This is a genomic window from Gelidibacter japonicus (assembly GCF_010725055.1).
Taxonomy (GTDB): Bacteria; Bacteroidota; Bacteroidia; order Flavobacteriales; family Flavobacteriaceae; genus Gelidibacter; species Gelidibacter japonicus.
This window is the reverse complement of record NZ_BJKB01000010.1, coordinates 20,660-42,025: the sequence shown is the minus strand read 5'-3', so window position 1 is coordinate 42,025 and position 21,366 is coordinate 20,660. Positions and strand designations below refer to the sequence as shown.

General features: G+C 37.8%; 20 protein-coding genes and 1 other RNA gene. 15 read left to right on the top strand and 6 right to left on the bottom strand.

Annotated features, from left to right (window positions below):
- Positions 1 to 150 precede the first annotated feature (150 nt).
- The 8 genes from G6N06_RS11265 (at position 151) to G6N06_RS11230 (ending at position 6,572) form a co-directional block, all read left to right on the top strand.
- Complete coding sequence (locus tag G6N06_RS11265; protein ID WP_163516848.1) at positions 151 to 1,353, top strand: aminotransferase class I/II-fold pyridoxal phosphate-dependent enzyme; 1,203 nt, start codon at positions 151 to 153, stop codon at positions 1,351 to 1,353.
- A gap of 284 nt (positions 1,354 to 1,637) precedes the next feature.
- Complete coding sequence (gene nhaC / locus G6N06_RS11260; protein WP_163516847.1) at positions 1,638 to 3,125, top strand: Na+/H+ antiporter NhaC; 1,488 nt, start codon at positions 1,638 to 1,640, stop codon at positions 3,123 to 3,125.
- Between the two features lie 206 nt (positions 3,126 to 3,331).
- Positions 3,332 to 3,976, top strand: a complete 645-nt coding sequence (locus G6N06_RS11255) for a peroxiredoxin (protein WP_163516846.1) — start codon at positions 3,332 to 3,334, stop codon at positions 3,974 to 3,976.
- 120 nt (positions 3,977 to 4,096) lie between these two features.
- Entirely contained in the window at positions 4,097 to 4,411 is a 315-nt protein-coding gene (locus G6N06_RS11250; RefSeq protein ID WP_163516845.1) for a thioredoxin family protein, read from the top strand.
- On the top strand, positions 4,392 to 4,649 hold the full coding sequence (locus tag G6N06_RS11245; protein WP_163516844.1) for a DUF6952 family protein: 258 nt from the start codon (positions 4,392 to 4,394) through the stop codon (positions 4,647 to 4,649). The genes G6N06_RS11250 and G6N06_RS11245 overlap by 20 nt, the downstream gene beginning before the upstream one ends.
- A gap of 106 nt (positions 4,650 to 4,755) precedes the next feature.
- A complete protein-coding gene (locus G6N06_RS11240; RefSeq protein WP_308469754.1) occupies positions 4,756 to 5,340 on the top strand; it encodes a phage tail protein in 585 nt (194 codons plus the stop codon).
- A gap of 35 nt (positions 5,341 to 5,375) precedes the next feature.
- Positions 5,376 to 6,065 (top strand): T9SS type A sorting domain-containing protein, encoded by a 690-nt coding sequence (locus tag G6N06_RS11235; protein WP_163516843.1) that lies wholly within the window; start codon positions 5,376 to 5,378, stop codon positions 6,063 to 6,065.
- A gap of 270 nt (positions 6,066 to 6,335) precedes the next feature.
- Positions 6,336 to 6,572: a DUF2007 domain-containing protein gene (locus tag G6N06_RS11230; protein ID WP_240338046.1), complete on the top strand. Its 237-nt coding sequence runs from the start codon at positions 6,336 to 6,338 to the stop codon at positions 6,570 to 6,572.
- A gap of 43 nt (positions 6,573 to 6,615) precedes the next feature.
- Here G6N06_RS11230 and G6N06_RS11225 read toward each other — a convergent pair whose 3' ends face one another.
- Positions 6,616 to 8,241 (bottom strand): ABC-F family ATP-binding cassette domain-containing protein, encoded by a 1,626-nt coding sequence (locus tag G6N06_RS11225; protein ID WP_163516842.1) that lies wholly within the window; start codon positions 8,239 to 8,241, stop codon positions 6,616 to 6,618.
- A 240-nt stretch (positions 8,242 to 8,481) separates the two neighbouring features.
- Between G6N06_RS11225 and G6N06_RS11220 the strand changes: the two genes are divergently transcribed.
- Positions 8,482 to 9,909, top strand: coding sequence for a redoxin domain-containing protein (locus G6N06_RS11220; protein WP_163516841.1), 1,428 nt, complete (start codon positions 8,482 to 8,484; stop codon positions 9,907 to 9,909).
- 156 nt (positions 9,910 to 10,065) lie between these two features.
- On the opposite strand, the gene fsa is transcribed toward G6N06_RS11220, so the two are convergent.
- The 3 genes from fsa to ffs all read right to left on the bottom strand — a co-directional run bounded on the left by fsa (position 10,066) and on the right by ffs (position 11,918).
- Complete coding sequence (gene fsa, locus G6N06_RS11215; protein WP_163516840.1) at positions 10,066 to 10,719, bottom strand: fructose-6-phosphate aldolase; 654 nt, start codon at positions 10,717 to 10,719, stop codon at positions 10,066 to 10,068.
- A gap of 115 nt (positions 10,720 to 10,834) precedes the next feature.
- Positions 10,835 to 11,638: an SDR family oxidoreductase gene (locus tag G6N06_RS11210; RefSeq protein WP_163516839.1), complete on the bottom strand. Its 804-nt coding sequence runs from the start codon at positions 11,636 to 11,638 to the stop codon at positions 10,835 to 10,837.
- 181 nt (positions 11,639 to 11,819) lie between these two features.
- Positions 11,820 to 11,918, bottom strand: an RNA gene (gene ffs / locus G6N06_RS11205) — signal recognition particle sRNA small type.
- Positions 11,919 to 12,006: 88 nt separating this feature from the next.
- Here ffs and G6N06_RS11200 point away from each other — a divergent pair.
- The 4 genes from G6N06_RS11200 (at position 12,007) to G6N06_RS11185 (ending at position 16,371) form a co-directional block, all read left to right on the top strand.
- Positions 12,007 to 13,041: a glutaminyl-peptide cyclotransferase gene (locus G6N06_RS11200; RefSeq protein WP_163516838.1), complete on the top strand. Its 1,035-nt coding sequence runs from the start codon at positions 12,007 to 12,009 to the stop codon at positions 13,039 to 13,041.
- A gap of 67 nt (positions 13,042 to 13,108) precedes the next feature.
- Positions 13,109 to 13,498 (top strand): acyl-CoA thioesterase, encoded by a 390-nt coding sequence (locus G6N06_RS11195; protein ID WP_163516837.1) that lies wholly within the window; start codon positions 13,109 to 13,111, stop codon positions 13,496 to 13,498.
- A 92-nt stretch (positions 13,499 to 13,590) separates the two neighbouring features.
- The gene (locus G6N06_RS11190; protein WP_163516836.1) at positions 13,591 to 14,337 is read left to right on the top strand and encodes a carboxypeptidase-like regulatory domain-containing protein; all 747 of its coding nucleotides are present in this window, start codon (positions 13,591 to 13,593) and stop codon (positions 14,335 to 14,337) included.
- Between the two features lie 468 nt (positions 14,338 to 14,805).
- Complete coding sequence (locus tag G6N06_RS11185; protein ID WP_163516835.1) at positions 14,806 to 16,371, top strand: right-handed parallel beta-helix repeat-containing protein; 1,566 nt, start codon at positions 14,806 to 14,808, stop codon at positions 16,369 to 16,371.
- Between the two features lie 63 nt (positions 16,372 to 16,434).
- Here G6N06_RS11185 and glyA read toward each other — a convergent pair whose 3' ends face one another.
- The gene (glyA, locus tag G6N06_RS11180; RefSeq protein WP_163516834.1) at positions 16,435 to 17,706 is read right to left on the bottom strand and encodes a serine hydroxymethyltransferase; all 1,272 of its coding nucleotides are present in this window, start codon (positions 17,704 to 17,706) and stop codon (positions 16,435 to 16,437) included.
- 243 nt (positions 17,707 to 17,949) lie between these two features.
- On the opposite strand from glyA, the gene fahA reads away from it, so the two are divergent.
- Both fahA and G6N06_RS11170 read left to right on the top strand, forming a co-directional pair.
- Positions 17,950 to 19,245: a fumarylacetoacetase gene (gene fahA / locus G6N06_RS11175; protein ID WP_163516833.1), complete on the top strand. Its 1,296-nt coding sequence runs from the start codon at positions 17,950 to 17,952 to the stop codon at positions 19,243 to 19,245.
- Between the two features lie 175 nt (positions 19,246 to 19,420).
- Positions 19,421 to 20,602 (top strand): hypothetical protein, encoded by a 1,182-nt coding sequence (locus G6N06_RS11170; RefSeq protein ID WP_205334761.1) that lies wholly within the window; start codon positions 19,421 to 19,423, stop codon positions 20,600 to 20,602.
- 120 nt (positions 20,603 to 20,722) lie between these two features.
- Here the strand turns inward: G6N06_RS11170 and ytxJ are convergent, their stop codons facing one another.
- Positions 20,723 to 21,136 (bottom strand): bacillithiol system redox-active protein YtxJ, encoded by a 414-nt coding sequence (gene ytxJ, locus G6N06_RS11165; RefSeq protein ID WP_163516832.1) that lies wholly within the window; start codon positions 21,134 to 21,136, stop codon positions 20,723 to 20,725.
- Positions 21,137 to 21,366: the final 230 nt, after the last annotated feature.

The following is a 21,366-nucleotide window of genomic DNA, read 5'->3' as shown; positions in this document are numbered from 1 at the left end:
TTGAAATAAAACAAATGTATAAAACGATTTATAAAAATCTACCAAACAAGAATTATTTAGATAGAAAATCTAAATATCATAATAAATATTGATAAATCTTCTAAAATTGAAGATATTTGAATCTATTAAAACTTTAAAAAAAATCATATAATGGCATTTAAACCGGCAAATAACATACAAGATTTACAATACTTTGGGGAATTTGGAGGGGTTAACCCTTCAATTTCCGACTCTTCAACCTACACATTCCTTTCCGCAAAGACCATGTTTGACACCTTTGAGGGTAATGCTGATGGTTGCTATTTATATTCACGTCACTCTACACCCTCCAATCTTTATTTAGGTCAAGCCCTAGCTGCGATGGAAGGTACCCAAACAGCTAATGTAACGGCTTCTGGTATGGGTGCCATTACGTCCGTTTTAATGCAGCTTTGTGGTGCGGGCGACCATATTGTTTCAAGTCGCACGATCTATGGTGGCACCTACGCGTTTTTAAAGAATTTCACACCTCGTTTCAACATAGAGACCTCATTTGTTGACATCACAAAATTAGATATGGTTGAAGCAGCCATCACACCAAAAACAAAAGTGCTGTATTGCGAATCGGTAAGCAATCCGTTATTGGAGGTTGCTGACATTGCCGGATTGGCAAAATTGGCTAAAAAACACAATTTAAAACTCGTGGTTGACAATACCTTTTCTCCTTTGTCCATTTCACCAGCGCAGTTGGGAGCGGATGTCGTCATCCATAGCTTGACCAAATTCATCAACGGCTCCAGTGACTCAGTTGGAGGTGTGATTTGTGGCACCCAAGAGTTTATCGATGATCTTAGGAATGTTAATGATGGTGCCTGCATGTTATTGGGGCCCACCATGGACAGTTTAAGAGCTGCCTCTATTTTGAAAAATATAAGGACGCTACACATCCGAATGCAACAACACAGCCTGAATGGCATGTTTTTGGCAGAAAATCTTGAAAAAGACGGTTTGAAAACGGTATACCCTGGCTTGGCATCACATCCATCCCACGACTTATTCAAAACTATGATGAATAAAAAATACGGCTTTGGAGGCATGTTCACTCTTGACGTGGGCTCGTTGGATAAGGCAAACGCATTAATGGAATTGATGCAGAAGCGAAACCTGGGCTATCTTGCGGTAAGTCTTGGATTTTATAAGACTTTATTCTCTGCTCCTGGAAGCTCGACCTCTTCTGAAATTCCTGAGAATGAACAAAAAGCGATGGGCCTTAGTGATGGCTTGATCCGTTTTTCGATTGGATTGGATGCCGATATTGAAAGAACTTATGCCATGATGAAGGAATGTATGAAGGAACTGAAGATTTTGGAATAAAGGGAAGCCACTGTTACTTAAAAGCGTCATATGATACATTCCAAAAACAGAATTTCGTTCAAACTAATGATCGCGAAATATCAGAGAGGCCCAAAAAATGAGTGTTACAGTCAGAACAGGAAGGCCAATCTGCGCAGTAGTGACATGAGAGATATGTAATTGAAAAACAAACCCTTTCGATTCGCTATCACCTAACCATATAAATCAGCCATCCAAATTGATTTGCATAGGTTTGTCGAAAATCGTAACATTACGTACTATAACATTTAACCGACATCTTCCTTATGCAGAGCCAAGACATCAAACCAAGTGACCCTCAGAATGATTCCATCGTTGAAAACAAAGAACTAAATATCTGGGAGGCTTTAATTCCTGTCTTTGCTCTGGTGGCTATGTTGGCTTATAACGTATACATGTATGGCGGAGATGCTTTGAGTGGCTCTAATCAATTTGTATTATTATTGGGAGGTGCCGTTGCAGCAATTGTTGGTATCTTTAATAAAGTTACCTTCGAACAAATGTTAGAAGAGGTCTCTGAAAACATTAAGTCTACAGCAACCGCTATTATCATTCTTCTCATGGTAGGAGCTCTTGCGGGTACATGGCTGATCAGTGGCATTATTCCAACGATGATCTACTACGGACTCCAAGTCTTGAACCCAACTATATTTTTGGCTGCTTGCGTAATCATTTGCGCCATCATTTCTGTTGCTACAGGAAGTAGTTGGACCACATCAGCAACTGTCGGCATCGCACTTATTGGCATTGCCCAAGCTTTAGATGTTTCACTTGGCATGACAGCTGGCGCAATCCTTTCCGGAGCATATTTTGGGGATAAAATCTCACCAATGAGCGATACCACTAACCTAGCTCCAGCCATGGCTGGAACAGATCTGTTTACGCACATCAGATATATGCTCTATACCACAATACCTACATTAGTCATAACTTTAATAGTCTTTGTTGTAATCGGTTTAAATATTGATACTACCGGGTCAGCGAATACCGAAGGAATATTAACGGCACTCAATTCGGCAATAAATGTAAGCCCCTGGCTATTTTTGGTTCCTGCCGTAGTCATTATTTTAATCATAAAAAAAACACCTCCATTGGTAGCTCTTTTGGCAGGAACACTATTGGGCGGACTAGCCGCGCTGCTATTTCAACCAAATATAGTTGCGGCCGTTGGCGGCGGTACTTCTTTAAATTTTACAACAGGTTATAAAGGCCTCATGGATGCCATTACTATTGATACTGCAATTCCGACAGAAAATGAAGCCTTGAAGGGCCTCTTCACATCTGGTGGCATGTCGAGCATGCTAAACACTGTTTGGCTGATTCTCTGTGCGATGGTATTTGGGGGTATTATGGATGCCATTGGCGCTCTCGCCGCAATTAGCAAGGCTCTTTTAAAATTATTCCACACCACATTCGGCCTTTTTGCAAGTACAGTGGCCAGTTGTTTAGCACTCAATCTTACCGCAAGTGACCAGTATTTGGCCATTGTCGTCCCTGGTAAAATGTATGCACAAGCCTATAAAGACAAAGGATTGGCCCCTGAAAATCTTTCTAGAACCCTTGAAGACAGTGGTACGGTTACCTCAGTTTTGGTACCTTGGAATACCTGTGGGGCGTATCACAGTGGCGTTTTGGGTGTTGACACCTTTCATTACGCTGGCTATGCTGTATTTAATTGGTTAAGTCCATTTATGACCTTATTGTTTGCGGCATTCCGAATAAAAATCAGACAACTTTCTACTGTAAACCCATAGTTTTGTTTGCCCTATGGCTTTTCTAACGGTATGATCAGTTTTAAAAATTGAAATTCCAAACCATTTTTAATCTATTCCCCACTCGCAAGTAGTTATTCATAAAATTTATGGTAATATAATTTAATATAATCAACAGCTATAGTTAATGCCCTAACTATTCTATAGTTTTGTAATTGAAAAATAATATTAATCTTAAATTATAGACTATGGCATTTGTAGGAAAAAAATTTCCAAATTTAACTGTAAACGCAATGAATGAAATGGGCGATACTTTCGGCCTAAACGTTTTAGAAGAAGCAACAAAAAACAATAAAAAAGTACTTTTATTCTGGTATCCAAAAGATTTCACTTTTGTTTGTCCAACGGAATTGCATGCATTCCAGGCTGATTTAGCCGAATTTGAAAAACGCAATACAATCGTTATTGGCGCTTCTTGTGATACTGCCGAAGTTCACTTCGCATGGTTAAACACATCAAAAGACAACGGTGGAATTGAAGGGGTGACCTACCCAATTTTAGCTGACTCTAACAGAAATCTAGCATCTACCTTAGGTATTCTCGATATTACTAATGAAACTTATAATGAAGATACTGGTGTTGTTACTGTTGAGGGTGACAATGTAACTTACAGGGCAACCTATATCATTGATGAGGAAGGAACGGTTGTTCATGAAAGTATCAATCATATGCCCTTAGGAAGAAACGTCAAGGAATATCTTCGATTGATTGATGCATACACGCACGTCCAAGAAAAAGGTGAAGTATGTCCAGCAAACTGGGAAGAAGGTAAAGACGCTATGCAAGCGACACCTAAAGCTACTGCTGAATACTTGAAAACCCTTTCAAATTAAGGGGGTGTCCAAGAGACAACATTTATAAAACAGATTACAGTCAATTGTAGTTAGAATTGACAAGGAACCGAACTTCCTGTCGATGGACAGGAAGTTTCATTAATTATAAAATTTAAAATCATGGTAAAAGAATTAGATCAAGATAATTTAAAACAACTCGTATCAGATAATGAGACCGTAGTTGTTCAATATTCGGCAAGTTGGTGTGGTAATTGTAGAATTATGAAACCTAAATTTAAAAAATTGGCGACGGAAAATGATAATATGACCTTCGTCATGGCTGATGCGGAAAAGTTTCCAGAGTCAAGAAAGCTAGCCACGGTAGATAACTTACCAACTTTTGCCATTTTCAAGGATGGAACTTTCGTCAACCAAGTTCAAACCAACAAATATGAAGTTTTAAAAGAATTAGTCAATGAAGTTACCAGTAATTAGACACCTTACTCAATTTATTGAGGACAATGACGAAGATTTTGTTATAGAAACCATTGAAACATTGGAAAGTCTTACTGAGGTACCTTCCTTAAAAGATGAAGAATTAGATGTTATTGGAGAACTCCTATCTAATATGTATGGAGCATTGGAGGTGAATAAAATGATCAAAGAGGGTACTCCCAACAAGGAAGCACTCAATAGTTTTATGTCTCGTGTAATGGGCTCGATAGACAATTAAACAAATAAAAAATAATAGTTAGATATAGAAAAAAGAGTGCTGTTTAGTACTCTTTTTTTATTTTTATAACTTAAATTGTTCGCTATAAATACAAAAACCAAATATTATGAACAGAACAATTACAATTTTATGTCTATTGCTATGCTTAAGCTTTAGTAACACCACCAACGCACAAGAACCGTTTTTAGGAGAAATAAGAATGTTTGCAGGAAATTTTGCCCCAAGAGGTTGGGCGAAATGTGAAGGGCAATTATTGCCAATCTCACAAAACACCGCTTTGTTTTCCTTATTAGGCACGATGTATGGTGGAGATGGTCGCACCACGTTCGCGCTTCCAGATTTAAGAGGCCGCGTTCCAATGTTTCATGGTAATGGACCAGGATTACCAACCTATACACAAGGTGAAAAAGGAGGTACAGTCACAAACAGTCTTACGGTCGCTAATTTACCAGCACATAATCATGCCGTAAATGCTGTGGATCTGGAAGGAGATAGTCCTTCTCCAACAAATAATTATCCCGCAAACACAAAACTATTGGACAAAGAGTATATTGGGGATGGCACAACCACCACGATGAATTCCAATATGATAGGCAATACTGGGAATAATCAGCCTGTAAACAATATGCAACCGTATCTAACAGTAACTTTTATTATTGCATTAGAAGGAATTTATCCTTCTCGAAACTAATCTGCAACTTGAATGTTAATTAAAAGCCTCATCATATGAATAAAAAATACATAGTACTACCTTTTTTGCTACTCTCCTACCTTGGGTTTTCTCAAATAACTTTTAATGGTTGTCATCCATTATTTGAAGATCAAGATTACACATTTAATAATGTTGGCACAGACGAAACCGGTAGGCACATCTTTGAAACAACACCTATAATTGGTGATAATAGTTGTGGCGCTTTAGGGTCATGCGAATTTAGATTATCCTGGAACGATAGTAATAACCGTTGGGAATTTATCGCTGACAGTGGTAATGGCGATTTTGTTGACCCTTATTTAATGTTTACTAACACTAGCGCATCTACGCCCAACCCACCTAGCTTAACATTAGGAACTTGGGTTGAAAACATAATCATTTCTGAAGGTGGTTGTGACGGAAATTTAACCACTTCCAATACAGTTCTTACAGGTGATGTCCAAGACACCGTCTTGTCGATAATAGACAACCAACTATCAAATGAAATTCAGTTGGCTCCAAACCCTGCCCATACACATCTCTCGATCATTGGATGGAAGGATAAAATCCAACACCTCAAAATCTATGATGTCAATGGAAAGTTGGTTTTGAGAACATCTGAACTATCGGGTCAGATCGACGTATCCTATTTACCAAATGGGATGTATTTCGTGAATTTATTTGGACCTGATACCACATTGATTAAAAAATTAATCAAACAGTAATAAAATGTTGACATTTAAAGCCACTTCAATTGAAGTGGTTTTTTATACTATAACCATTTCTTTTTAACTTTATCGATCATCTTCTCCTTAAGAATTCGAATATACAAGTTGGTTGCATGTGACAATGATGGTCTTGGCGCCCTACCCAATTGGGCTTACTGCCCGTTTCCCATTATCTAAATTTAAGCCCACATTCATTTAAAAACACCTTCATCGAAGAGGTCGTTTATGATGTTTTTTTTTGTATCTTAATTGCTAATATTAGAAATTATGATAGACAATGAATATGTGAGAATTTTCTCAGGGACCTTCATTATAGTTCAATTGGTGGTGGACCGATTAGACAGTGTTGGCATCACCGCCATTGTGAAGGATGAATCTGAATCTGCAAGGATGGCAGGTTTTGGCTCTTCTTTTCAAGGGTTTCAAGAACTTTATGTATCTAAAGAAGAATTAGATCATGCGATTCCCATCGTAGAAGCCGTAAAAGCTGAATTGGAAATATAGAAAAACCCTGAAGTGATTCAGGGTTTTTCTTATTGTGGTCCATTTATGCATTTACTGCATACATTTTATCTCTATGCTCTTTAATTTTCTTGTCGTCCATATACTCATCAAAGGTCATGTAACGGTCAATCACACCATTAGGAGTAAGCTCAATGATTCGATTTCCAACAGTTTGTGCAAACTCGTGATCATGGGTCGTAAATAAGACAGTGCCCTTAAAATTTGAGAGAGAGTTATTGAACGCTGTAATACTTTCGAGGTCCAAATGGTTAGTTGGCTCATCCAACATTAAAACGTTGGCCCTCATCATCATCATTCTACTGAGCATACATCGTACTTTCTCTCCACCAGAAAGCACATCTGCTGTTTTTAATGCCTCTTCGCCACTAAAAATCATTTTTCCCAAAAATCCTCTAATGTAAACTTCCTCGCGCTCTTCTTCCGTAGTTGCCCATTGGCGCAACCAATCTACAAGCGTTAATTTATTGTCAAAAAACTCACTATTATCTAAGGGTAAATAGGATTGTGTGGTTGTAATTCCCCAACTATAGGTCCCCTTATCAGCTTTTATCTTGCCATTGAGAATCTGATAAAATGCTGTTGTAGCCCGTGAATCTTTCGAATACACCACTACTTTATCTCCCTTTGCCAGATTGATGTCCACATTTTGGAACAATACTTCTCCATCCAATGATGCCGCAAGTCCGTTAACATTCAAAATTTGGTCGCCAGCCTCTCTATCACGTTCAAATATAATTGCCGGATACCGACGACTTGAAGGTTTGATATCGGATATGTTCAATTTCTCGATCATCTTTTTTCTACTTGTGGCTTGCTTGGATTTTGCAACGTTTGCAGAAAAACGACGTATAAATTCCTCAAGTTCCTTCTTTTTATCTTCAGCCTTTTTGTTTTGCTGCGAACGTTGTCTTGCCGCCAACTGGGAAGATTCATACCAAAATGTATAGTTCCCCGAATAATGGTTGATCTTGCCAAAATCAATATCAGAAATATGGGTACAAACAGAATCTAAAAAGTGTCTATCGTGGGATACTACAATCACACAATTCTCATAATTTGCCAAAAAGTTCTCCAACCAAGAGATGGTTTCGTAATCCAAGTCGTTGGTAGGCTCATCCATAATCAACACGTCAGGATTGCCGAATAAAGCCTGAGCCAACAAAACACGCACCTTTTGTTTTCCATCCAAGTCTTTCATTAGGGTATAATGAAATTCCTCCTTAATGCCCAAATTTGATAACATTGCCGCAGCATCACTATCAGCATTCCATCCGTTCATTTCTTCAAACTGAACTTGAAGCTCACCTATTTTATCTGCGTTTTCATCTGTGTAGTCAGCATAAAGGGCATCAATTTGGGATTTTAAACTATATAATGGCTTATTTCCCATGATGATAGTTTCCAAAACCGTATGCTCATCATACAAGTTATGATCCTGTTCTAAAACCGACATTCGTTTTCCAGGTTCCAAATGGACATGACCAGAAGTAGGATCCATTTTTCCTGCCAAGATTTTCAGGAACGTCGACTTTCCAGCGCCATTCGCACCTATAATACCGTAGCAATTGCCTTGATTAAAGCTGACATTTACTTCATCGAATAGGACACGTTTGCCAAATTGAACCGAAAGATTAGAAACTGATAACATTTTATGTGAATTAAATTTGCTGCAAAAGTAGATAAAACCTATCATTTTATGAAACTTAAACACCTATATTTAAATGGTCTGTTAGGTCCTCAGGTTTTATTAAAACACCAGTGTCCATGGTGCATATACGACATTGAAACCCATAGATGACTAAACATTTAACAGCGCCTTAACAGCTTGATGCACAAACAAGTTTTATTTTTGTTTATATTCCAACCAGCTCCAGTAATCCCTTAGTTTATGAGAATTTATACGATTTCATTGATACTTTTGTCAACACTTTTCAGTTGCAAAAAAGATGCTAATGAGGCTGATAGATCTGCTTATTTTGGAGGTGAGATTATCAATCCAACCAATGATTATGTCTTGTTATTCTCTCCAAATTCTCAAGTGGAAAACTCTGACACTCTTTTCCTAAATAAGGACAATCGATTTTTTACCAAACTAAACCCTTTAAAATCAGGTCTCTACACTTTTATTCACGGTGGCCAATATCAAATGGTGCTTTTAGAACCAAAAGATAGTGTGATGTTACGATTGAACACTATTGATTTTGATGAATCTTTGGTCTTCACAGGTGATGGAGCAAGAAAGAATAATTTTTTGATCAAAATTTTCCTCGAAAATGAAGCAGATCAAGCCAATTTTATCAATATCTCTCAAATGGAACCTGAGAAATTTGAAAATTATATTGATTCTTCGCGAACGGAGCGATTAAATGGACTCGCTGAGTTCTCAGAGAAAAGAAAATTATCTCCTCTTTTTGATAAAGTTGCCGAAACAAGCGTCAATTATAGCTACTATAGCGCCAAGGAAATGTATCCATTTGCCTATTATGGCTATAAAAATCTTAAAGACTACAAGAATTTACCTCCAGGTTTCTATGATTATAGAAAGGATATCGATTATAATATAGGTTCGTTGGGCGATTTTTTTATATACAATCGATTTTTGTACTCTCACTTCAACAACATGGCATTGGCTGAGTTTTATGCCAACGCTCCTGAAGATGCCGTCTTCAACAGAAATTCAGTAGTTTATAATTTAGAAAAGCTAAACTTAATGAACGAGCGGATCACTAATGATACCATTAAAAATAAATTATTGAAAAATACGGCACGTGATTTTATTTCAATGTGCGAAGATACCAGTGCGGTGAAACAAATCATTGCTTCCTATCTTCAAAAGACCACTAATGAAGACGATAAAGTTTATATAGAAAGACTGTACAGCGCCATTAACCAATTGAAGCCAGGAATGGTTATTCCTGATGTAAAATTGGTCAATTATAATAACGAGCTTCACACATTCAGTGATTTGATCACACAACCAACCGTCATTTATTTTTGGTCTTCAAACTTGAAAATACATTACAAAAACAGTCATTATAAAATACGAGATTTAAAGAAGAAATATCCCAATATCAATTTTATTGCGATAAATATCAATGATAACGATAAGAAATATTGGAAACGAACCTTAGATGAATTTAAGTTTCCTGTTGACAGCGAATACCAGTTCAAAGACCCGTTTAACGCTAAACAAACCTTGGTGCTCAACACGGTTTACAAAATCATTGTGGTGGATAAGGACATGCGTATAGTGGACACTTTTTACAATATGTTCCACAGTAAATTTGAGGACAAATTAAAAGACCTCAACGAATAAAAGGGAATAGACTCCATATTCTTTTTGACCTATCTTGGAGTTGAGAGTTTGACAGTCATTATCGAATAGCTGTCCAAAAGCAAAGCATAAAAAAAGCCGTTTCAATTAGTTTTGAGACGGCTTCTTTTTATTGCACTTTTAATATGTATGAGGCAATTAGTTTCCTTTTTTATAATCTGCCAAGAACTTCTCTAATCCAATATCGGTTAATGGATGGTTTAACAACCCAGTAATTGAACTCAAAGGCCCAGTCATGACATCAGCGCCTAATTTTGCACAGTCAATAACATGCATGGTATGACGTACTGATGCCGCTAAAATCTCAGTATCAAAATCGTAATTATCATAAATCATTCTAATTTCGGCTATGAGGTTCAGTCCGTCAGTTGAAATATCATCCAAACGACCAATAAAAGGCGACACATATGTTGCACCAGCTTTTGCGGCCAATAATGCCTGACCTGCAGAAAACACCAAAGTCATATTGGTTTTAATTCCTTTATCACTGAAGTATTTACAAGCCTTTACACCATCTTTGATCATCGGTAACTTGACCACAATCTGTTCGTGGAGATCAGCCAAAGCTTCTCCCTCTCTTACCATGCCTTCAAAATCTGTAGCAATAACTTCAGCACTCACATCACCATCTACCAAATTGCAAATGTTGACATAATGCTTCATGATATTGTCAGTACCTGTAATGCCTTCCTTGGCCATCAGCGACGGGTTGGTAGTGACACCATCCAAAATACCCATATCTTGGGCTTCCTTAATTTGCTCTAAATTAGCAGTATCAATAAAAAATTTCATAAATAATAATCTGTATAAAGTTGTGTTTTAAAGTGGTGCAAAGTTACGATTAATAACAAAGATGCAGCCGGTATTTTAATGAAAACATATCAACATCCCAACCTCAAAGGTTTCCTTATAGATTATAATGCTTCATTAACATTTTTTCATAGACCTTATCAGGCAAGATTCGCTTTAAAACAATGGAAAACTTTTGCATGAACTCACCTACCTTGTAATGTACTCTTGGATTTTTCGTGTTAATGATTTTAAAGATAGCATTGGCCATTAATTTTGGATCCTTTCCTTCACTTACATGGGCATTCATTAGGTTTAAAGTGTTCCCATAAGTTTTTTTGTACGGAGAATCCTCTAATACCGGTGCATGATAGCGTCCTGCCGCTATATTGGTAGCAAAATCGCCAGGAGCAACATTGGTCATCCGAATGTTGAAATCCTTGACCTCCATTCTGAAGGCTTCCGTCAGCAGTTCCAAGGCACCTTTACTCGCACTGTAAACCCCTCTATATGGTAAACCCATATATCCAGCAATAGACGTGATATTTATGATAAGACCAGATTTTTGGACTCTCATTTGTGGCAGAACGGCTTTTATAACCCGAATGGGACCGAAGAAATTAGTTTCAAAATTACGTTGGATTTCAGTATCGGGAATTTCCTCAATGGGCCCTGTAATGCCCGCCCCTGCATTATTGATAAGCACATCTATACGTCCATGTTGAGCTATGACCGTCTTAATGGCCTCCCTAATTGAATCAACATCAGCAACATCAAGTCTAACCAAATTGAATTTACTGTCTGAATACGTTTTAGGATTCCTGCTCGTACCGTAAACTATGAATCCTTTTTCGGTCAAGAATTCACCAACGGATTTGCCAATTCCTGATGAACCTCCCGTAATCAATACAACTTTAGACATGTTCGAGTATGAGTTAACGATGAAAAATTAAAAATGTATAATGGTTCAAAAATACGATATAATATAAAGTTAAAATGAATTTGAAATTGAAAAGAGAATTATGGGGAGTCAAGAAGTTGGGCTCTGAGATTCCTGCTTTCGCAAGAATAAACTTTGAGATTCCTACTTTCGCAGGAATAAAAAAAGGCAAGCTACCTACATCACACCGCTACGACCACTTACCTTTGCTGCGTTCCCGCCCTGGAGGATTCAGCAGGAGCTGGTTGTGTAGGACTTGCCAACTGCAAAGATACAATCTTTTACTACTTTTGCAATGATTTTATAAACTGAATTTATTTAAATAACTTGCCCAAAAATATATCATCTCTATGTCTTCAACTAAGCTTTTTATAATCACGGTTTTAAGCCTTATAATATTTACTTGTGGTGACACCCCAAACGGTAAAAAAAGTAGTTTTAACATCAAAACTGACGCCAAGAACAATACCGTTGCGCTTGGTGAAACCCTAAAATTGTCCATAGAAAACCCAAAAAACAAGACTATCAGTAATATAAGTTACAAAATTGACGCAACCCCGATTGAAGAAATCTTCAATGTTACTGATTTAACCCTCGGTGTGCATACGATCACGGCAACAGTCACTTATGGTGAAACCACTGAAGAGACCTCAACAAACGTGACAATATTAAATAATGTTGCGCCAAAAATTTATAGTTATAAAATCTTAAATGAATATCCTCATGATATCACGTCTTACACTCAAGGCTTGGAATTTCATGATGGTTTTTTATACGAAAGTACTGGACAATACGGCAAGTCCAAGCTTAGAAAAGTGGATTACAAAACAGGTGAAATTCTTAAAAACATCAATTTAGGCAATCAATACTTTGGAGAAGGTCTTACCATAATGAACAATAACATTTACCAACTCACTTGGAAAGAAAATATTGGATTTATATATGATATAGATACATTTGAAAAAACGGGCAGCTTCAATTATGGAAAAAGCAAAGAAGGATGGGGCTTGTGCAATGATGGAAAGGTAATCTATAAAACCGATGGCACCAACAAAATTTGGAAACTCAACCCAACTACACTTGCTGAGGATGATTATATTCAGATATACACCAATACTGGTAAAATTGACAGTTTGAATGAACTGGAATATATTGACGGGAAAATCTATGCCAATATTTACCAACGCAATGGTGTTTTGATCATCAATCCTGCAAACGGTGCCGTTGAGGGTGTAATCGACTTTTCACCGCTACAAAAACTGGTCAAGCAACATCCCACTTTAGATGTATTGAACGGCATAGCCTACAATCCGGAAACTAAGACTATTTTTGTGACTGGAAAAGATTGGGACAAATTGTTTGAGGTGGAAGTGTTTGTCAAGTAACTACTGCCTTTAAAAAAATGTTCAGAATCACAAATAGAATGTCCTAGAACAAGCCAATATAATAGATATGCAAAGCTTCGAAATACACATTACCGTAACCCAAGATGACTTAGACAACCTCAACCATGTCAACAACGTGCGGTATGTGCAATGGGTGCAAGATGTTGCAGAACAACATTGGCACGCCAAAGCTACAAAAAGTATGCTTTCTGATTATTTCTGGATTCTTCTCAAACATACCATTGAATATAAGAACCCTGCCGTTTTGGGTGATGTGCTCAAACTTAAAACTTACATTAAAGAATCAGGCGGTCTCACCTGTATTCGAATGGTTGAGATCTATAATGAGAACACCGACAAATTGTTGGCCTCTTCTGAAACCAAATGGTGTCTTGTTTCCCAAGAATACATGAAACCTACCAGAATTACCGAAGAAATCAGAACCCTATTTAGTTAAATTAAGATTAAAATGATTGTTAAAGTCTCTTAATACATCACTTTTAAAAAACTATAATGATTTAATTTGATGGTAATCAATCTCTTTGCTTAGTGAGTAAAATTACCATCCTTTTTTGTCTCTGTTCCACACTGATGCTTTCACAGAACATCACGGGAACACTTTATGACGCCGAAGCCCCTATTTCGGGAGCTAAAATCATGAATGTCACCTCCAAAAGCATTACTTCGACTGATGGCAACGGTAATTTTAAAATTTACGCACAAATCAATGATACGCTGATTTTTAGCTCATTATTTCATCATACCAAACAACTTGTGGTCACTGAAATGCACCTGGTGGACAATCAAGTATTTGAGCTCAAAAAAAATGTGAACGAACTGGACGAGGTAGAAGTGCAAGGCGCTATCACTCCAAAAGAAGTGGATGAGGAAAAATTAACAAATACACTTCAGCAACAATTCAAAAATGATATTGAAAAACAAGGTTATAAGTATAAAAAACTAAATACAGGTCCTTTGGATCTCATAGCTATTGGCGAAAGTATCATAAAGCTTTTCAAAAGAAAATCGCCAAAAGAACCTGAAACCGTCGAAACTACCATCACCTCAGATGATTTTGATGCGTTGTTCAAAACAGACAAATTCTTTAATGACAAGTTTTTAGTATTGAATTTGAACATCACCAAGGACTATAAACATCTCTTTTTTGCCTACTGCGAATCGAAGGAAATATCATCTTCTCTTTTGCGACCGGAAAATAGAATTTATCTTATTGATAAGTTTTTGGAGTATAGTGAAGAGTTTCGAGAGATTTTAAAGGAAAGTCAAAAACAATGAATCAAGAACCTTGAGAGTCCGTCCACTTGGCACGGGCAGGCAAGCACACGAGGTATTTAAATTCCAAAAACAAAATCAAATTCCCTATCTGCCGACGGGCAGGCAAATTCCAAATAAACCACTAAAGGTTGGAAATCCCTAGTTTTGTGATGCCAGACTGAAAGTCTGCGCGTGAAAGAGTTGGCAAAGAATATGTGAATGCAAATAACCATTCGCGTAACCGCCTGATCGGACGGTCATGTTCGTGTCTAAAACATTTATAAAAACTAAAGTAACTGCAATGAATCCGACAGCAATTGGAAGAAAGGGGCTTAACCTTTAACCCTATTGCAATATTGAAGCAAAGTTTCATGGTATTAAACTTGAGAAAAGGTTAAAAACCACTCTTGGGAATTAAATAAGTGGTTGTTATGGATTCATAATTCCAAAAGTCATATTTTTGAATCTCAATATGAATTGATTGCGATAATGAAAAGAAACTTTTATTTTATTCTTACTATTTCTACCTTGATTTTTTGGAGTTCATGCCGCAAGGATTTCGATTTCGAACCAAGTGATGGCTCCTTAACCTTTTCAAAGGATACAGTGTATTTAGATACCGTCTTTACCAATATTGGTTCAAGCACCTACAATTTGAAGGTTTATAACCGCAGCAATAAAGACATCTCCATCCCAAACTTGCGCTTAGGTCAAGGCCGAGCGTCCAACTACAGGCTAAATGTTGATGGCATTTCAGGTAAAGAATTTCAGAATGTAGAGCTTTTGGCAAAAGACAGCATGTATATCTTTATTGAGACCACTTTTGATATCCAAACTGTCGTAACTGCAAACAATCAATTTTTATATACCGATGTCATCGAGTTTGACAGCGGATCCAACTTTCAAAAAGTGGATTTAGTGACCTTGGTCAAGGATGCTGTTTTTATTTATCCCAATCGAGATGCCCAAGGCATTGTGGAAACATTGACTTTTGATGTAGATGGTGATGGTAATGTTGATGAGACCAACGTTCAAGGCCGGTTTTTAACCGATGCCGAATTGACCTTTACAAAAGATAAGCCTTATGTTATTTATGGCTATGCAGCTGTTGGCGAAAACAAAACCTTAACCATCGAAGCTGGCGCACGTGTCCATTTCCATGCGAATTCTGGCTTGTTGGTAACCAATAATGCGTCCTTAAAGATCAATGGACAATACAGTCCTGATCAAACCACAATGGCAAACGAGGTCATTTTTGAAAGCGACAGATTGGAACCCATGTTTGATAACATTCCAGGGCAATGGGGAACCATTTGGTTATTTCAAGGCAGCAAAGCAAATGATATCAATTTTGCAACGATAAAAAATGCCACCATCGGAATTTTAGCGGAAAACAATCCTACCGCTACCATTCCGAAATTAACAATCAAAAACTCCAAAATCTATAATTCCAGCAATTTTGGAATCTTAGGACGCGCCACATCCATTACCGCAGAAAATGTTGTGTTGAACAATGCTGGACAATCTGCTTTTGCTGGTACTTATGGCGGAACATATAACTTTACCCATTGTACCATTGCCAATTATTGGTCCAGTAGCTTTAGGCAATTCCCCTCATTATATCTCAATAATTTTTTGATTTTGGAAGACGACACTGTCCTCACCAATGCATTGACTGCAGCCAATTTCAACAACTGTATTATTTTTGGAAATGACAATCCGGAGTTTCTTTTGGAAGAAGAGGAAGGTGCCGCCTTCAACTTTAAATTCACCAATTGCCTAATCAGGTTTCACGACCCCAATAACAAGTTTGGATCTGATCCAAATTATGATTTTGACAACATGGCTTTATATGAGAACGTAATATTCAATCAAGAGCCTGACTTTATGGATGCGTCAAAAAACAAGTTGATCATTGGACAGGAATCCGCAGCGATCAATGTCATTGGAAATAATCCATTTTCAAATTCAGTGCCTTTGGATATTTTAAGTGTGTCTCGCACCGCTGCTCCTGATCTGGGTGCTTACCAACATGTCGTTTTTGAAGAAGAATAAAAAACCTGACAGTCCCGATAGCTATCGGGACTGTCAGGCTTGATTGACAATGGCATATCTTAACTACGAGAACAAAGGTTTCCCTTTCATCATCACATTCACTTTTTTGGCAACAGCATCCAATTTGGCCTCATCATCGTGGTTTCTTAGAACCTCATCTATCAGACCAACAATAGTTGACATATCAGCTTCTTTCAAACCTCTGGTAGTCACTGCTGCAGTTCCAATACGGATACCTGAAGTCACAAATGGCGATTTATCATCAAAAGGCACCATGTTTTTATTCACCGTAATATCTGCTTTTGTCAACGCTTCTTCAGCAGTTTTACCGGTTAGATTTTTATTTCTCAAATCGATCAACATCATGTGGTTGTCCGTTCCTCCCGAAATAATATGGTAATCCTTGGCGACAAAAGCTTGTGCCATGGCCGCAGCATTTTTCTTGATCTGCAACATGTATTGCATAAAATCATCGGTCAGAGCCTCGCCAAATGCAATGGCCTTAGCGGCAATAATGTGCTCCAAAGGTCCACCTTGGTTTCCTGGGAAAACTCCAGAATCCAATAAGGAAGACATCATTCTTAAATTGCCCTTGGGAGTTTTCATTCCGTATGGGTTTTCAAAATCTTCTCCCATCATGATCATCCCTCCTCTTGGCCCTCTTAATGTTTTGTGTGTTGTGGTAGTAACAATATGGCAATGTGGCATTGGATCGTTCAAAATGCCTTTGGCTATTAATCCTGCAGGATGGGCAATATCGGCCATCAACAAAGCACCAACTTTATCGGCAACCTGTCTAAAAGCTTTAAAATCCATATCACGGGAATAGGCTGAGGCACCGGCAATGATCAACTTGGGCTTTTCCCTTTTGGCCGTATCTTCCAAATGGTTATAATCGATCAACCCCGTTGCCTTATCTACACCGTAGAATACAGGGTCATAAAGTTTCCCTGAAAAATTCACGGGAGATCCGTGAGTCAAATGCCCACCATGCGATAGGTCAAAGCCAAGAATTTTATCTCCAGGTTTTAAACACATAGAATAAACAGCGGTATTTGCCTGACTTCCAGAATGCGGTTGCACATTGGCATATTCCGCTCCAAATAAGGCTTTGGCACGATCAACAGCAATTTGCTCCACTTCATCTACGACTTCACAACCGCCATAATAACGCTTTCCAGGATAGCCCTCAGCGTACTTATTGGTTAAAACCGATCCGGCGGCTTCCATCACCTGGTTGCTTACAAAGTTCTCTGAAGCAATAAGCTCTAAACCGTTTAATTGTCTCTCTTTTTCAGCTTCTATGAGCTCAAATATTTGTTGGTCACGTTGCATAAGTTAGATTTTTAGTCACTCCCGCAAAGGCAGGAATCTTATTCTTAATAATTTCTTTACAAATTTCACCAAAAATACTAAATACAATAGTTAACTAGGCCAAAAAAAGAATTATTCATCTGAATTTTATCGAATTGGAGTTTCCTTAAAAACAACATAACTTTAAGTGTTTTTTTGTTTTTAAATTAAAAAAAATATGTAGGTTTGAATAGATTTAATATAAAACAAATTAATAGCAACACTATGTCTATATCAGCAAATAACCCCGATCGCACGTCGTGGCTTCACGTGGGAAAGAACTCTGATTTTCCAATACAGAACATCCCTTTTGGGGTCTTTTTAACCCGGGACGATATCATTACCATTGGTACTCGAATTGGCGATACTGCCATCGATCTGGGCGCTCTTCATCAATTAGGTTATTTTGACGGGATCCCATTGACTGACGATATCTTTCTTCAGGATAGCTTAAATGATTTTATTGCCGATGGTCGGAAAACATGGCGTGCTGTAAGAAATAGAATTGCTGATATTTTTGACAGTAACAACACCACCTTAAAAAGCAATCTCAAACACAAGGAAATTGTCTGCTTTAGATTGGATGAAATAGAAATGCAGCTGCCTGTTCATGTAGGTGATTATACCGACTTTTACTCGAGTCTTGAACATGCTACCAATGTGGGAACGATGTTTAGAGGAGCTGAAAATGCGCTGATGCCAAATTGGTTACATATACCGGTAGGCTATCATGGGCGTAGCTCTTCAATTATTCCATCTGGAATTCCGGTGCACAGACCTCAAGGACAAACCTTACCTGACGGTGCCACTGAACCTGTTTTTGGCCCTTCGATGGCCATCGATTTTGAATTGGAAATGGCTTTTATCACCACAGACGCCAACGATTTGGGCGAATCCATACCAGTAAACGAAGCGGAGGAATACATTTTCGGACTGGTCCTTTTCAATGACTGGTCTGCGCGAGATATCCAGAAATGGGAGTATGTGCCTTTAGGCCCATTCTTAGCCAAAAACTTTGCGTCATCCATGTCGCCATGGATTGTCACTCTTGATGCCTTAGAGCCTTTTAAAGTAGAAGGTCCAAAACCGATCAAACCACTTTTACCGTACTTAAAATCGAAAGGAAAAAAAGGATACGACATCAATTTAGAGGTGGCAATACGACCTAAAAACGCCAAAGAGACAATTGTGAGCAAATCCAATTTTAAATATATGTATTGGAATATGTCTCAGCAATTGGCGCATCATACAATTAACGGTTGCCCTATAAACTCAGGTGATATGATGGGGAGTGGCACCATTTCCGGACCTACTGAAGACTCCTACGGCTCTATGCTGGAACTGACCTGGAGAGGTGAAAAACCTATTAAGATGAAGGACGGCACCGAAAGGAAATACATCAATGATTACGATACGGTCATCATGAGAGGCCATTGTGAAAAAGACGGCACCAGAATTGGATTTGGCGATGTGTCAACACAACTGCTGCCTGTTTACAATCAGAAGAAGAAAAAACAATAAGTTGGAAGCTGAAAGCACGAAGCACGAAGTTGGAAGCACGGAGATTGGTAGCGACTAATTTTCGTGCTTTTTATATTTAATCAATTACTTCAAGCTCTAAGCTTCCAACTTCTGACTTTTACATTTGGCATGTATTTTGGAATCCTTTAACTTCAACAAATTATTCACCAGATTTATGAAAGCAAAATTACTCTACACTATATTTATTTTATTAATTGTTTCTTGCAGCGGTAAAAAGCAGATCGAGAAAGCACTTCATTCTGGAAATTATGATTTTGCAATTGAAGACGCCTTAAGAAAACTGGAAAACAACAAAAACAAAGAGCGCAAACAAGATTTTGTGGTAATGCTCAAAAACGCATTCGAAAAAGCGGTTGAACGTGATTTAAATACCATCAAACACCTACGAAAAGATGGCAATCCTGAGCATTACAAAAACATTTACGAGATTTATCTCAAATTAAATGCTCGCCAAGAAAAGATCAAACCCATCTTACCTTTACAAATCGGCAACAAACCACTCCGTTTGGACTTTAAAGATTACTCACATGTTATTGCGCAGTCGCGCAACGAAGTTTCGGCTTATATGTATGAAACTGGATTGTCGCTAATTGATTCAAACAATAAACGGGACATTAAAGAAGCCTACGCGACATTTCAGTATATTGACCGTATCAACCCAAAATATAAAGATGTACGCAATTTAATGCAAGAGGCCCATAATCTTGGATCTGATTATGTTATCGTAACCATTGAAAACCAAACTGACCAAATCATCCCAAAGAGATTGGAAGACGATCTATTGAACTTTGACACCTATGGGTTGAATCAATTTTGGACCGTCTACCATGCCATTCCTGATAAGCGAATCGATTATGACTATGCCATGGCCCTACAGTTGAAGCGTATTAATATTTCTCCGGAAAGATTTAACGAAAAGCAGATGCTTAGAGAAAAGCAGATTGTGGACGGTTGGAAATATCAAAAGGACAGCAAAGGGAACGTAATGAAAGACAGCTTAGGAAATGATATCAAAATTGACAATGTCATCCATGTAAAAGCACGGTTTTTTGAATATCACCAATTCAAATCCACTCAAGTGCTTGCCGATGTTGTGTATGTCGATTTAAAAAACAACCAAACTTTGGATGTGTTTCCAATCAGCAGCGAATTTGTATTTGAAAATTTCTTCGCCACGGTAAAAGGTGATGAACGGGCACTGAACACCCAGGACCGGGAACTTTTGCGCAACAGGCGATTGCCTTTTCCTTCCAATGCCGATATGGTTTATGATACTGGAGAAGACCTAAAGCTAAGGTTAAAGCAGATTATCAATTCATATAAAATGCGGAACTAAAATGAAAAAACTCCCAGAAAATTATTTTGGGAGTTTTTTGTTCAGTGGCTTACAAGGCAAAATAATGTTGACTTTATATTTTGATTAAAGCTCTCTATATTCAAGCACAATGGATCGTCCTCATGAAATAAACTTCTCCATATCTATATTATTAATCCCACTATGACTCTCATGGGCCACGGCAACCCCATTTTTGATGATCACTAATTGTGGCGACTGGTGCATGACTTGAAATCTGTCCGCAATCGCATTAGAAATCGCTCTGTAGTCCAACAAATCCAAATAGTAAAGATCGGCTTCATTACCTGAAATTTGATAGTCATTCTTAAATCGGCTGATCACCATCCTGCTTATACCACAACGAGTGGAATGTTTGAAAATAAACTGTGGCTTAGTTTTAGATTTTTCGACAATGCCATCCAATTGCTCCATGGAGTTTAAATTAATCCAAGGTGTTTCGTTTTCCTGTTTCGATTGATCTGAGTTTGTTGCTGAGCTTGTTGAAGCGCCAAATAATTTATTAAATAGTCCCATATGAGTATTATATATTTCTTATTGTTTTTATTTATTTTTCAAATTGAACTTCCGATTGATTTCTGCCATGGATTGTTCTGATCTTCATTATCCGAAATTGGCTCCCCTGTGATGAAAAAACAAACCATGGTTAGCTATGTCACGAATGGCCATAAAACAAACACAAAACTACGTAAAGATTCAAAACTCCTAATTAAACGCGATTAGCCCCTATTCGTATTCAGTCGGCA